Genomic DNA, 13,439 nt, shown 5'->3' with positions numbered 1-13,439 from the left:
GCACACTCATCCGGACGGAGGTGCGCCCATGTCGACGAAGAGCATCATCGCCGCCCTGGTGATCACTGCGGGCTCGGTTGCCTCCAGTGGGATCGCTGTAGCGCAGAGTGACAAGACCTGCGACAAGGGGGAGTTCTGCGTGTGGTCGGGTGCCGACTACACGGGAACCGTTCAGCGCCTCGACGTGGAATCGGCGAACCCAGGCGAGTGCATCACGCTCACGGTGACCGGAAAGTCCTTCGCCAACCGCCTGAGCAGGGACGCGACCGTCTACCAGCGCGAGAACTGCTCGACCGAGGCCGAGTTCACCACCTATCCGAAGCACGGCACCTACGTGCCGGACGCCTACTTCGTGATCAGAGGCCTGCAGGTGTGGGGTCCCTAACGACGACGGCCTACTTTAGTCACCCTATGTAACACCACTCGATCGTGTGAGTACTCGTCAGTAGGTCCCCTTTCGTGCCTAAGTTGCCGCCCTATCGAGTGGTGGCAGCTGGAGGAAATGTGACCGTGGCGGGTGAAGCCGGGTTACTCGAACTGATGGCCGGGAGACTGGCCAAGGACGATCTCGCCCCACGTGCGGCAGAACTGGTGCTGGCGGCGTGCCGGGGAGACGCGGCGCTGGAGCGCGCGCTCGCCGGTGTGCCCTCACGGGAGGAGCCTCCGCGACAGCGGACCGACGGTCCCGGCCAGGAGATCTTCGTGTCGGAGATCCGGGTGCGGGGCTTCCGGGGCATCGGCCCCCAGGCGCGCCTGCCGCTGGCACCGGGTCCAGGACTGACCGTCGTCACCGGACGCAACGGCTCGGGCAAGTCGAGCTTCGCCGAGGCCGCCGAACTGGCGCTGACCGGCTACAACTCACGCTGGACCCGAGCACGGCACGACGTGTGGCGGCAGGGCTGGCGCAACCTGCACCAGAGGGACACCGCCGTCGAGCTGGAGCTCTTCCAAAGTGCCCGGACGGACAGGACGACGATCCGAAGACAGTGGGCGCCGGAGGACGATCTGGCGCAGGGCGAGTGGACGCAGGACAACAAGCCGTTCGACGACAGCAGGTGGCACGAAGCGCTGGAGACCTACCGGCCGTTCCTGCCCTACAGCGAACTGGGGACCGTTCTCGACGCGCAACCCGAGGACCTCTACGAGGCGATGCACCGCCTCCTGGGCCTGGAAGCGATCACCGAGGCGCAACAGGCGCTCGCCGAGCACCGCAAACGTCTCGCCGAGGTCGTCGCCCGCCCTCACGACCGGCGGGAACGGGTGCGCGCGGAGTTGCTGGCGTCCCAGGACGAACGGGCCCGCCGCGCCGCCGCGCTGCTCGGCAGCGACTCCCCCGACCTCGACGCCGTCGCGGACCTCGCGCTCGGCGCGGACGTCGGCACCGGCACGAACCTGCTGCACCAGATCGTGGACGTGACGCTGCCGCCCGACGACGAGATCGAGCGGGTCCGCGAGACGCTCGACCTGGCGCTCGGCGCGGTCACCGTGCTGGCCACGGCCAACGCCCAGGACTCGTTGCGGTGCAGCGAGATCCTGCGCCTCGCGATCCAGCTGCAGGAGTCGGGCGGCAGCCAGACGTGCCCGGTGTGCGATCTCGGCCGGCTCGACGGGATGTGGCTCGGGAAGGCCAGGGAACGCGCCGAGCACCTCGCCAGGGCCGCCGCCGAACTGCACGAGGCCGCCGACCACCTGGACGTGGCCGTCGCGGCCACGCGGGCGTTGTGCGTGCCGGTGCCCGAGGTGCTGACCGAGGTGCAGGACGTGCTCGACACGACGACCGCGCTGCAGGCCTGGCAGGCGTGGGAGGCCTGCGTCTCGATCGACGACCCGGTGCGGTTGCGCCAGGAGTTGTTCGACCGGTACGCGGACCTCGTACAGGCCGTGGACCAGCTCAAGGCCGTGGCGCGCGAACAGATCGACCGGCGTGACCTGGTGTGGCGGCCGATGGCGATCGCGTTGTTCGAGTGGCATTCACAGGCGCAGCAAGCGCTTGCGGACGCCGAGGTGCTCGCCGACGTGACGGAGGCGGAGAACTGGATCCGCAAGACCGCGGCCACGCTGCGGTCCGAGCGGATCGCGCCGTTCGCCAAGGAGTCGCAGCGGATCTGGCAGCGGTTGCGCCAGCAGAGCAACGTCGACCTGGGCGCGGTGCGGCTCGGCGGCACCCGCAACGTCGAGCTGGACGTGTCGGTCGACGGCGTCTCGAACTCGGCGCTCGCCGTGATGAGCCAGGGCGAACTGCACTCACTGGGGCTCGCGTTGTTCCTGCCGCGCGCGTTGGTGGACGAGAGCCCGTTCCGGTTCGTGATGATCGACGACCCGGTGCAGGCGATGGACCCGACCAAGGTGGACGGTCTCGCGCAGGTGCTCGCCGACGTCGGGCTGACCCGCCAGGTCGTGGTCTTCACGCACGACGAACGGCTGGTGGAGGCGTTGCGGCGGCTGCGGTTGCCGGCGACGGTCTGGGAGGTCTGCCGCGGCGAGGACTCCGTCGTGCAGGTGCGGATGTCCGACGACCCGGTCGGCCGCTGCCTGTCCGACGCCCGCGCGATGCGGGTCGACGAGGACCTGCCGGAGGCGTTGCGAGCCGAACTCGTGGCGTCGTGCTGCCGGACAGCCCTGGAGGCCGCGGCGCACGCCCGGTTCCGCCGCGAACGGCTCAGCCGCGGCGTCCCGCACGCCGAGGTCGAGCGCCTGCTCGAATGCGCGCTGACGACCAGGCAGAAGCTCGCGCTGGCCGTCCTCGACGACCTCGCGGAACCCGCGAAGCTGTTGCCACATCTGGAGGAGGTCGTCGGATCGTGGGCGGTGGACTTGCTGCTGGCTTGCCGGGTCGGAGGCGAGAGCGAAGATTTGGACGTTCTGATCCGCGACACCGAGCTGCTCGCGGGGTGGCTGCAGCGATGAGCCTCCCCTCCGACGTCCAGGACCGGCTGACGTGCGTGGCGAACCTGCTGGCGCGCCCCAGCCAGCTCGACGGCGTGCGGATCCGTTGCTGTGCCGAGCTGTTGCGCACCGCGGTGGAACGGTCGGTGGCCCGCGCCTGCGGGGCCGAGAACACCGACCAGCCCGTGCACGCGTTGCTGATCAGTCTTCCGTCCCACGTGGACGCCGACTTGGCGCACGACGCCTCCCAGCTGTGGCACGCGCTGAGCCGCGCGATCCGGCACCACGGCTACGAGCTGACCCCGACCGTCGCGGAGCTGACCGGCTGGCACGCCGACACCGCCTCGGTCGCGGCCTCTCTCCGGCCGACCCTGTCCCTGTCCGGCAACATCGACCTCACCTGAGGGCACTGGTGAAACTGCTGCTGTTCGCCGACCTGCACCTGGACACGCGCTTTCCCAGCGCGGGCCCGGAGCGGCGTCAAGCGTTGCGTGACACGCTGGGCCACATCGTCGGCCTCGCCGAGGAATCCGGCGTGGACGCGATGCTCTGCGCCGGCGACCTGTACGAGCACGATCGCTGCTCCCCCTCGACCGCGGAGTTCCTGCGGTCGTCGTTCGACTGCCCGGTGCCGGTGTTCCTGGCCCCGGGCAACGACGACTGGTACGGGCCGCAGTCGGTCTACCAGCAGGTGGACTGGACGCCGAACGTGCACGTGTTCTCGTCGGAGTCGATGACACCCGTGGAGCTCGCCGACGGCATCACGCTGTGGGGCGCCGCGAACGTCGGACCTGGCCCGGCGCGAGACGTCCTGGACGGGTTCGCGGTGAACCGGGGCGGCGTGAACGTGGCCCTGTGCCACGGTTCCGCGCCCGAGGACGTCGCGATCACCGGCCTGGACCACGCGTTCCTCGGGCACGTGCACACCCCGGAGCACGCCGCCGACTACACGTTCCCCGGCAACCCCGATCCGCTGACGCCGGGCGAGACCGGTGAGCGCGGAGCCGTTCTGTGCACGGTGCACGAGGACGGTTCGGTCTCGCGCGAGGTGTTCGACGTGTCGGCGTCGCGGTCGCTCGGCTGGCTCGACGCCGAGAGGACGTTCCCGTTGCTGGACTTCGACACCGTTGCCGCGGAACGGACCGTGCGCGGTCAGTTCGTGCGCGATGTGCTTGCTGATCCCGCGCTTGACGTGGCTCTGCGCGGCCGCGTGCTGTCGGCCGGCCTGCGCGCGCTGGAGGAACGATGAGGATCGAATCCGTCACCGCGCACGCGTTCGGGCCGTTGCACGACCGCACGTTGTCGTTGGCGCCCGGTCTCACCGTGGTGTCGGGCGTGAACGAGTCCGCGAAGTCGTCGTGGCACGCCGCGATCCGCGCGGCGTTGTGCGGCGATCCCTCGGCGCGGCACCGTCCGTGGCAGGGCGACTCCTGGCGGGTGGCGGCCACGGTGGCACTGGAGTCGGGCGAGGTCGTCTCGGTGGACCGCGACCTGAACGCCGACCTGGCGCCGGACGCCGCGCGCTGGGTCGGGCTGGACCGCATGTCGTTCGCCGCGACCGCGTGCGTGGACCAGGCACAGCTGCTGACCGTGCTGGACGCGGCGGACGGCCTGCAGAACCACCTGCGCCGGGCGGCGGCGACCGCGGGCACGGACGGCACGGTGGAGCAGGCGTTGCAACGGTTGACCGCGCCCGTGGACACGTTGCGCAACGCGCGGAACCGCTTGCGCGAGGCCGAAACCGATCTGGCCGCGGCTCGCCGCGAGCACACCCGTTATCTGGAGCTGAGCGCGCAGGCCCGTTCGGCCGCCGCCGCTCGTGCCCGCCTGGCCGTTCAGCAGCACGCGGAGTCGCTCGACTCGATCTCCGCCAGGGTGGCCCGGCTGGCCGAGCTGCAGGAGCGCTTCGGCGACTCGCCGCCGTCCGGGCTCGCCGCGCAGGAGGAGCTGACCCACCTGGTCAACCGCGCCCTGGCCGCATGGCGTGCCGCGCCGACGCCGCGCGTGCTGACGGGCCCGTCCGCGGCGGCGCTGGAGGCCGAGCTCGCGGCCCTGCCGGACTTCCCCGTCGGCGAGACCGCGCTGGACGACGAACTCCGCGTCGTGGCCTCGGCCTACGCGACCGCGTCCGCCGTCGCCGCCGCGCACCACGAACGCCGGCCCTCACCGCCGACGAACGCCGAACCGTCCGTGCTGCGCGGCATCGCCACGCGCCTGGACCCGGCCGCCGGTGCCCGCCTGACCACGGCGTCGGTCGACGTGGACAACGCCCGCCAGTACCAGGACGAGGCAGCCGCCTGCGCGGCCCGCACCCAGGTCGAGGCGGACGTGGCGGCAGCGCACGTGCAGGAGATCGCGGTGCCGAACCCGTTCCTGCGCAACGCTTTGCTGGCGCTGAGCTGCCTCACGAGCCTGGTGGGCCTGCTGCTGTTCCTGACCGGCCAGCAACTCGCCGCCGCCGGCGTCCTCGTCGCCGCGCTGGTGGCCGGTGTCGGCGGAGCGATGTCCCGCGGCAACGCCGCTGAACGCGAGACCGCCGTGACCTTCGCCGCCGAACGAGCGGCCGCCGCCACCCAGGCGCGGGGCGTGCTGTTCAGCGCGGACCGCACCATGGCCGAGGCCGAGGGCCAGCGCGCGGTGGCCGCGGAGGCCGCGCGCGTGCACGACGAGGCGGTGGCCGAGTGCGCGTCCCTGGGCGTGCCCGCGGACCGCGAGACGTTGTGGCGCCTGGCCAACCGCGCCGCGTGGGAGGCCGACCACGCCGACCTGCTGTCCGAGGTCGCCCGCACCGAGAAGGCCATCCGCGTGGAACTCGCGGCACGCGGCAAGATCGACCCCGCGATGACCGTGCCCGAACTGCTGGTGGACTACGAGACCGACTGCAAGGTGCGCGCCCGCCAGGCGTCGATGGCGGCCCAGCGCCCCCAGCTGTCCCAGACCCTGGCGGACCGCCGCCTGGCCGAGGCCACCGTCGCCGAGGCGACCGCCGCGCACAACCGAGCCCTGGCCCTGCTGCGCAAAGCCGTCACCGCGATCGGCGGCACCGGCGAGCGCCCGGAGGACCTGCTGCGCGCGATCGCCGAGTGGCAACGCGGCTGGGACCGCCTGCTGCGCGAAGCCGAGGACGAGCAGAAGGCTTGGGCCGAACTCCAGGCCCTGATCGCCGCGGGCACCCTGGACGACCTCGAAGCCACCCGCTCAGCAGCCCAGACCCACCACGCCACCCTGCTGGAGGCAGCCGCCCGCTACGCGGCCTGCGACCCGGTGGACCCGGCTCTGGCCGCCTCGGCGGACTCCTTGGCGGCCACCGTCGCCGAACTGGCCCGCGCCCTGCCCAGCGTCCCGGACGCCGAGGAGACCGTGCAGGCCGCCGCCGCGTTCCTCACCGAGGTGACCGCCGAGGTGGAGGCAATCGGCCTCGCCTCCCGCTACCTGACCGCGGCCCGCGAGAAGGTGCACAGCACCATCGCCCCGGCCCTGGAGACCACGCTCCGAACGTGGCTGCCCTCGGTGACCGAAGGCCGCTACGTGGACGCCGCCGTGGACCCGTCGACGCTGACCGTGCGCGTGTGCGCGGCCTCCGAGTCGTGGCACCAGGCCTCACGCCTGTCCCTCGGCACCGCGGAACAGATCTACCTGCTGCTGCGCGTGGCCCTGGCCCAGCACCTCGCCACCGAGTCCTGCCCGCTGCTGCTGGACGACGTCACCGTGCAGGCGGACGACGCCCGCACGCGCGCCGTGCTGGACCTGCTGCTGCAGCTGTCCGCGGACCGGCAGATCGTCCTGTTCGCGCAGGACGCGGCGGTGGCCGAGTGGGCACAGGAACGACTGGGTGAGCGGGACCTGCTGCACCAGCTCACGCCAGTGGCGGCCTGACCGGGAGACAGGCCGCCGGTGCGGTGCCCTGGACTTGACCCGGGGCACCGCACTCACGTCTTGGCCCGGCTCGCGGACACGAGCGCGGTGATCCGGTCAGCGACGTCGTCCGGGTCCTCGTGTTCCCAGACTCGGACGACGAGCCAGCCCTCGGACGTGAGCTGCGCATCGGTGTCCCGGTCGCGAACGACCACTCCGTGCAGCTTCACGCGCCACCACTCGCGGTTCGCCTTCGGCAGTTGACCGTGCTCCGGGCACGAGTGCCAGAAGCAGCCGTCGACTAACAACGCGATCCGCGGCCCTCGCAGCAGCACGTCGACACGTCTGCGGCGGTTCGTGCCGGGCGGGGCGACGTCGACGAGGTAGCGCAGCCCTCGCCGGTGCAGCGCTCGCCTGACCGCCAGTTCCGGCGCGGTGCCGGTGCGACGAGTGCGGCGCATGACCCTCGAGGTGGCCTCGGAGGTGGCGGGCGGAGCAGGGCCCGCGTCGACGTAGCGGTACACGACCAGCAGTTTCCCGGAAATGTCAGACCCCGTCGCTACCGTCGGCCCATGACCAACGCCGCCTTCCGCAAGCTCACCTCCACCACCGACGACAGGCTGGCCGAGCTGGGCCTGCGCACCGCGGTCCTGGACCGGGCGATCGCCGCCGGCATCGACGCGCGCGCCGCCTCGCCGCCGTTCGGGCCGACCAACGCGCCGGGCCTGCTCGACTGGATCCACCGGGTGGGCACGCTGCGGCAGCTGCTGGCGGCCGAGGGGTGGCAGCGCCTCGACCACTGGAACGCGGGGCTGATCCGGCACCCGTCGCGTCCGGTGCTGCTCGGCACGTTGCAGGGCAACCGGGGCACGGGGTCGCCGGAGGCGCCGTTGCGCAGCGACTACGCGAAAGGGCCCGCCCTCGCGGCGATGATGCGGGACAACGACCACGACCAGTTCGCGCTGTTCGAGGGCGCGCGCAGCGAGGGGCTGAAGTTGTGGTTCCTGGTGACGTACCCGTTGCAGCTCGAAGACCGGCTCGTGGTGTTGCGCGAGGTGTCGCAGCCGGAGCCGACGCCGCAGAACCAGATCATCGAGCGGTGGGCGCACCGGATTCCGTTGCCGCCGATGGAGTTCCCGCAGCTCAAGGCGCCCAATGTGGACGGCCCGGAGGAGGTGGACTTCCCGATCGCGCTGCGCCGTTAGAACACCGGCCTGGCGACGCCGACGGCGACGTGGGTCAGTGCGCCGGCGCCTGCCAGCAGCACCAGGGTCAGCACGCCGAGCAGGATCGTCCCGCCCAGGTGCCGCAGCCGGTAGGTGGCGGCCAACGCGAGCACCGCGCAGGCGATCGGTGCCGCCCACACCCAGTGCGGCCACCGGATCAGGCCGACGACCCCCAAGCCCAGGAACAGCAGGCCGAGCAGCCAGGCCCCGAAACAGGCGCTGCGCGCGATCAAGCCACGCCACAGATCATGATCCCTCCGCACCACATCCCGAAGCTACGCCGAACAGCCGAGCCACGCTGATCCGGCCGGCGCACCAGGACCCGCCTGGCAGTCCGCCGCGCCACCAGCGACAATGACCGGATCATGCTCACGCCCTCGCGACTCACGCTCGCCCGCACCCGGCGCGGACTCACCGCGGCCGAGCTGGCGCGGAAGTCGGGCGTGCCGGCGCGGGCCATCGGCGAGTACGAGCGGGGGCAGCGCAGGCCCAAGGCCGCCGCGGTCGAATCGCTGGCGGGTGCGCTGGGTTTCCCCGCCGAGTTCCTGACGGCGCCGGAACCGCCGCGGCCGCAGAACGCGCCGCACGACGCGCAGGCGACGGCGGCGGCGCAGCTCGCGATCGAGTTCAACGGGTGGCTGGACCGGCTGTTCGTGCTTCCCCAGCCCGACCTGCCGCCGCCGCGCACCTCACCGCAGGGCACGCGCGACGCGTGGCGGCTTGCCACCGGGCCGGCGCCGAACATGGTGCAGCTGCTCGAGTCCCACGGTGTGCGCGTGTTCTCGCTGCCGGTCGACTGCACCGGGCAAGTGGCGTTCTCCTGCTGGCACAACGGAACGCCGTTCGTGTTCCTCACCCCGTCGGCGACGCCGGAGCAGGCCCGGTTCGACGCGGCCGTGCAGCTCGCCGTGCTCCTCGGGCACGACGAACCGCACGAGTTCGCCGCCGAGTTCCTGATGCCCCAGCGACAACTGCCCGGCACCGACCACCGGCACTGGCACGTGGGCAGGGAGCAGTTCACGAAGTGGGCGAACGTCCACAGCCTCGTGCAGGGCGGTATGACGCGCCGGGAGACCTCGAAGCTGCTCACGAAGGTGTTCCGCGTTCTCCGCGAGAACGGCACGACACCGTTGCACGTGGCCAAAGAACTGAACCTCGGCCTGGAAGAACTGAACGGACTGGTGTTCGGGCTCGTGCTGACCGCACTACCGGGTGGCGGAGAACCAGGGCCGAGAGGACGCGCACGCCTTACCCTGGTCCACTGATCAGACCTGGGGGCTGCACATGATGTTCTTGCGGTATCTCGTTGCCGTGCCGTTGATCCTGCTCAGCTACGCCGGCGTGCCGTTCGGATACCTGACGCTGTCGTCGTACCTGTTCCAGCGATCGCTGCCCGGCAGGCGGAAGGAGTTCGACTTCGCCGCCGAGTTCGCGGAGAAGTTCACCGACCTCAACGGATTCTGGCCCGTTCCGGTGGCACTGCTGCTCTTCGTGGTGCTCTGGTGGATGACGGCGGCGTGGACGCGCATCGCGTTGCTGCCGTCGGCACCGGTCGCCTTCATCGGCCTTCTCACCGGGACAGGCTGGGAGAAGTCCGTGCTGTCCGTGGCGACGCCGTTGGTCGCCTGGGGGCTCGCGTGGCTCGCGGCGAAGGTCGTGTCGTGGCCGGTCACCGGTGACGTGCGGCGCTCGGCCGTCGAGGTCCTCGTCGGACTGCGTGGCGGAGGACGGCTGCGGGTGCAGTCACGCAGGTTGCTGCTCGACAAGCTGCCGCCGCCGCGGCACAAGGAGGCACCGGTCGGACGGGTCGCGATCCGGTTCGACCGGATCAGTCACGTCGAGGCGGGCTTCGTGAACTCGCCCGCGCAGTGGCGGTTCGGCAACACGAGCGAGCTCACGATCACGCCGGGGCCGGTGCTGCGGATCATCGGCGGCGGGCAGCAGTGGCTGCTGCCCGTTGACGACGTCAAGACGGTGATGCGGCTGGTCCTGACACGGGCGAGGGTGCGCGCGAAAGCAGATCCGCGGCCGCCCCTGGAGAGCACGCGGTGGGCGAACGCCAAGAAGCTGTGGGACCTCGGCCGCTCACAGCCGATGCAGCCGAACCAGCAGAAGGTGAAGCACGGGATGCATCACGTGATGCTCGTGCTCAGTGTCCTCACGGCGGCGATGGCGGGCTATGCGGTGTTCCGTATGTTCACCGGCAGCTGGAGCTTCGTCTTCGGGGCTCTCTTCTTCGGCGGCGTCTCCTACGGCGTCGCTCGCGGATGGGCTTCGATCGGCGCCGCGTTGAAGCTCGCCGAGGAGAATCCTCACTCACCGTTGGCGGACGATCCCGATCCGCGACAGAGCCCGGTCACTGGCTGGAGTGCTCAGCCCGTCGTACTAGGCCAAACGAGCGATTTGTGAAACGCATCGCCCGGCATCCCCGACACTGAGAGTGACGGGAAGCCGAGTCGTGAGGATGCCCCATGACGATGCAGCAACGCACAGAACCTTCGCCTGCCGCCGTTTTGATCGCCGTAGCCGTGCTCGCGCTGGTTCTGACCGTTGCTTTCGGCCCTCTGGGCTTCGTCATCGGCCTCGCTCTGTTCGGGTTGATGTTCATCGGCACCAAGAACAAGACGGCCGACCAGATCGGGCCGGCGCGCACCCGTTCACGCCTTCGCCGCCTGTCGACAGCCGGACGGATCGCGATCGTCGGCGAAGCACACCACCAGGACGCCATCGCCGAGGTGGTCAGGCTCTCGGCGTCAGACCCCAGGGACGACACGTCCGTCCTGGCGACCGCGGTGCTCGTACCGGAGTCCGCCGGCCGCCACGAACGCGGGGTGCGGGTCGACCTGCTGCGCGGCGACGGCACCGCGGTCACCGCCGGCTACCTGCGCAGCGAGCAGGCCGCCGACTACCAGTCCCTTCTGCTCGACCTGGCCGAACGCGGCGAGGTCGGCTCGTGCCCTGCCCGCATCATCGCGAACGGTCAGCGCTATGGCGTGCACCTGCATCTCGGTGCCCCGCGCTTGCTGCTGCTCGACTACGAGGCACTCGGCACCGCGCCGACGCTGCCGGCTGAACACCAGGTCGCCGTCGTCGGTGAGGACGCCCACCAGTACGTGCTGCACCGCGTGGTGAACGGCCGCACTCCCGTGCACGTCATCGCCGAACTCCGCGACTGCAGAATCGTGAAGGGGTCTCACGCCGGTGAACACACGCTCGAGGTCCTCCTCGAAGGCGAGTGCATCGGCCAGCTCACCTATGCGATGGGCCTTCGCTACTGCGACATGACGCAGGAATGGCGCGCCCGCACGGGGCGCGCGCTCTGCGAAGCCGTCATCACCAACGAGGGCACGCGCGGTCTTCAGGCGAACTTGCTACTGCCCAAGTAGTCGGCGAACGTCCGCGGCTCACGGCCGAGAACACGCTGCACGCCGTCGGACAGGTGCGCCTCTTCTCCCGTGCGGATGCGCACGAGCAGCATCGTGACGAGGTCCGCGATCTCGTCGGGGTAGCCGAGCCCGCGCATCGCGGCCGCGAACTCCTCCGGCGCGATGTCCGCGTACAGCACGGGGCTTCCGGTCACCGCGACGATCCGCGCCAGCACCTCGGCGAACGACAACGCCTCGGGTCCGCTGAGTTCGCAGGTCTGCCCATGGTGACCGGGCTGAGTCAGCGCGACGACCGCGACCTCGGCGATGTCCACGACATCGATGAACGGGTGGACACCCTGACCGGCGGGCACCGCGAGTTCACCCTGCTGGACGAGCCCGGCGAAGATGTCCTCGTCGAAGTTCTGCATGAACCAGGTGGGTCGAAGGATCGTCCACTCCGCACCCGACTCCTTGATCGCCGACTCGAACGGGTCGTCGTCGGGAGCTCCGCGCATCGACAGCAGCACGAGCCGGGTGACGCCGGCCTTCACCGCGACGCGCACGAAGTCGTTCAGCAGCAAGGGGTTCTCCGGCGGCACCACGTAGACGGCGGTCGCGCCGGCGACGGCGGGCTCCCACGTGTCCGGATCGGACCAGTCGAATCTCGTCGACGCGGACCGCGAGGCCGGACGTGCGGCGGGGCCGAGGAGGTCGGTGACGCGGCGGCCGGTCTTGCCGGTGGCACCGAGCACGAGGATGGACGAGGCGTTGATTCCGCTCAATGTTGACATGACTAGAGCTAATCAACGTTGATGCGGACGATCCATGCTTGATCGGCCGCCATCCTTGCTCGTTCGTCCACGTGGTAGTTAGTGGGTCATGAGTCAGCGTGATCTCGTGGACCTGAGGGACGCCCTGCGCGCGTTCGCCGCTGCCCGCGACTGGGACAGCTACCACACGCCCAAGAACCTGGTGATGGCCTTGTCCGCGGAGGTCGGCGAGCTCACCGACCTCTTCCAGTGGCTGACGCCCGAAGAGGCCCGGGACGCGATGAAAGACCCGGAACTCGCCTGGAACGTCCGCGACGAGCTCGCGGACGTGATGCACTACCTGACCAGGCTGGCGGACAAGCTCGGTGTCGACCTCGTCGAGGCCGCGTTCGCCAAGATCGATCGCAATGAACGGCGGTTCCCGACCGGGAGCCTGATTCCCGTGCCAGTCGAGAAGGGTGAGCAGTGAGTCTCCAGAACGTGCACGTCCTGCATGTGCACCAGAAGGTCACGTTCATGGTCAACCGGTACGAGGTGTTCGTCGACGACAACGGCGCACCGGGCCAGTTGGTCGGCTTCGCCGAGCAGAAGAGGCTCAAGATCAAGGAACGGGTCACGATCTACACCGACTCGTCGAAGAACCAGGTGCTGTTCGAGTTCAACGCGCGCAAGGTGCTCGACCTGGGCGGCGGCTACGACGTGAAGGACGGCCAGGGCAGCTCCATCGGGTTGTTCCGCAAGAACTTCGCCAAGTCGCTGCTGCGTTCCACCTGGCACCTGGAGCAGCACGGCTGGGGTCAGGCGACGGGTGCGGAGCGGAACAAGTTCCTCGCGGGCTTTCGCCGGTTGTGGCAGTGGATCCCGGTGATCGGAGATGCGCCGTTCCCCATGCGGTATCACTTCGACTTCGTCAAGGAGAACGGCGCGCCCGTGTTCAGCGTCGACAAGAAGACCTGGCTTCGGGACCACTACGTCGTCTCGATCCAGGATCCTGGCGTCGACCGCCGGCTCGTGATCGCTCAGGCCGTGGCGCTCGACGCGCTGCAGTCCCGCTAGGACTAGAGGTAAGTCAGCAGGAGGAGGATCAGGCACACCAGCAGCACGACGCCGAACACTGCGGGCAGGATCGACTGCGATGACGGCGCGGGCTCGCGGGCGTGCCTGCCCCGCCTCCTGCGCGCTCGCCACCGCAAAGGTGCCTCCCCTGCCCACTGCTCGTTCATGACGATCACGGTAGGGAGGAACAACCCGAGCTTGACTCACGTCACCCGCTCGCCGGGGTCGCATCACCCGGACAGCCGCTCAATGAACACAGCGCCACATGCACGAGGGCA

General features: G+C 70.3%; 15 protein-coding genes. 11 read left to right on the top strand and 4 right to left on the bottom strand.

Annotated features, from left to right (window positions below; translation table 11 throughout):
* Positions 1-28: 28 nt before the first annotated feature.
* The 5 genes from SK571_RS36130 (at position 29) to SK571_RS36110 (ending at position 6,762) form a co-directional block, all read left to right on the top strand.
* Positions 29-385, top strand: a complete 357-nt coding sequence (locus SK571_RS36130; RefSeq protein ID WP_266043056.1) for a peptidase inhibitor family I36 protein — start codon at positions 29-31, stop codon at positions 383-385.
* 155 nt (positions 386-540) lie between these two features.
* Positions 541-2,907, top strand: coding sequence for an AAA family ATPase (locus tag SK571_RS36125; RefSeq protein ID WP_319988600.1), 2,367 nt, complete (start codon positions 541-543; stop codon positions 2,905-2,907).
* On the top strand, positions 2,904-3,290 hold the full coding sequence (locus SK571_RS36120; protein WP_319988599.1) for a hypothetical protein: 387 nt from the start codon (positions 2,904-2,906) through the stop codon (positions 3,288-3,290). The genes SK571_RS36125 and SK571_RS36120 overlap by 4 nt, the downstream gene beginning before the upstream one ends.
* 8 nt (positions 3,291-3,298) lie before the next feature.
* On the top strand, positions 3,299-4,135 hold the full coding sequence (locus SK571_RS36115; protein ID WP_319988598.1) for a metallophosphoesterase family protein: 837 nt from the start codon (positions 3,299-3,301) through the stop codon (positions 4,133-4,135).
* Positions 4,132-6,762, top strand: a complete 2,631-nt coding sequence (locus SK571_RS36110; RefSeq protein WP_319988597.1) for an AAA family ATPase — start codon at positions 4,132-4,134, stop codon at positions 6,760-6,762. Before SK571_RS36115 ends, SK571_RS36110 begins: the two co-directional genes overlap by 4 nt.
* Positions 6,763-6,815: 53 nt before the next feature.
* On the opposite strand, the gene SK571_RS36105 is transcribed toward SK571_RS36110, so the two are convergent.
* A complete protein-coding gene (locus tag SK571_RS36105) occupies positions 6,816-7,265 on the bottom strand; it encodes a very short patch repair endonuclease (RefSeq protein ID WP_319988596.1) in 450 nt (149 codons plus the stop codon).
* Positions 7,266-7,313: 48 nt separating this feature from the next.
* Here SK571_RS36105 and SK571_RS36100 point away from each other — a divergent pair, with 48 nt between their 5' ends.
* On the top strand, positions 7,314-7,946 hold the full coding sequence (locus SK571_RS36100; RefSeq protein ID WP_319988595.1) for a hypothetical protein: 633 nt from the start codon (positions 7,314-7,316) through the stop codon (positions 7,944-7,946).
* Here the strand turns inward: SK571_RS36100 and SK571_RS36095 are convergent.
* On the bottom strand, positions 7,943-8,200 hold the full coding sequence (locus tag SK571_RS36095) for a hypothetical protein (RefSeq protein WP_319988594.1): 258 nt from the start codon (positions 8,198-8,200) through the stop codon (positions 7,943-7,945). The two genes, SK571_RS36100 and SK571_RS36095, sit on opposite strands and share 4 nt — an antisense overlap.
* 132 nt (positions 8,201-8,332) lie before the next feature.
* On the opposite strand from SK571_RS36095, the gene SK571_RS36090 reads away from it, so the two are divergent.
* The 3 genes from SK571_RS36090 to SK571_RS36080 all read left to right on the top strand — a co-directional run bounded on the left by SK571_RS36090 (position 8,333) and on the right by SK571_RS36080 (position 11,353).
* Positions 8,333-9,232, top strand: coding sequence for an XRE family transcriptional regulator (locus SK571_RS36090; protein ID WP_319988593.1), 900 nt, complete (start codon positions 8,333-8,335; stop codon positions 9,230-9,232).
* Positions 9,233-9,251: 19 nt separating this feature from the next.
* Positions 9,252-10,376 (top strand): hypothetical protein, encoded by a 1,125-nt coding sequence (locus SK571_RS36085; protein ID WP_319988592.1) that lies wholly within the window; start codon positions 9,252-9,254, stop codon positions 10,374-10,376.
* A gap of 62 nt (positions 10,377-10,438) precedes the next feature.
* Positions 10,439-11,353, top strand: a complete 915-nt coding sequence (locus tag SK571_RS36080) for a hypothetical protein (RefSeq protein ID WP_319988591.1) — start codon at positions 10,439-10,441, stop codon at positions 11,351-11,353.
* Here the strand turns inward: SK571_RS36080 and SK571_RS36075 are convergent.
* A complete protein-coding gene (locus SK571_RS36075; protein ID WP_319988590.1) occupies positions 11,326-12,126 on the bottom strand; it encodes an NAD(P)H-binding protein in 801 nt (266 codons plus the stop codon). The two genes, SK571_RS36080 and SK571_RS36075, sit on opposite strands and share 28 nt — an antisense overlap.
* A gap of 88 nt (positions 12,127-12,214) precedes the next feature.
* Between SK571_RS36075 and SK571_RS36070 the strand changes: the two genes are divergently transcribed.
* The gene (locus SK571_RS36070) at positions 12,215-12,574 is read left to right on the top strand and encodes a nucleotide pyrophosphohydrolase (protein ID WP_319988589.1); all 360 of its coding nucleotides are present in this window, start codon (positions 12,215-12,217) and stop codon (positions 12,572-12,574) included.
* A gap of 11 nt (positions 12,575-12,585) precedes the next feature.
* Positions 12,586-13,161, top strand: coding sequence for an LURP-one-related/scramblase family protein (locus tag SK571_RS36065; RefSeq protein ID WP_319988588.1), 576 nt, complete (start codon positions 12,586-12,588; stop codon positions 13,159-13,161).
* Positions 13,162-13,163: 2 nt separating this feature from the next.
* Here the strand turns inward: SK571_RS36065 and SK571_RS36060 are convergent, their stop codons facing one another.
* A complete protein-coding gene (locus SK571_RS36060; protein WP_319988587.1) occupies positions 13,164-13,328 on the bottom strand; it encodes a hypothetical protein in 165 nt (54 codons plus the stop codon).
* Positions 13,329-13,439 lie beyond the last annotated feature (111 nt).

The organism is Lentzea kristufekii (genome assembly GCF_033949925.1).
Lineage (GTDB): Bacteria > Actinomycetota > Actinomycetes > Mycobacteriales > Pseudonocardiaceae > Lentzea > Lentzea kristufekii.
Note: the sequence above shows the minus strand (reverse complement) of the source record. Positions and strands in the feature narration are given on the sequence as shown.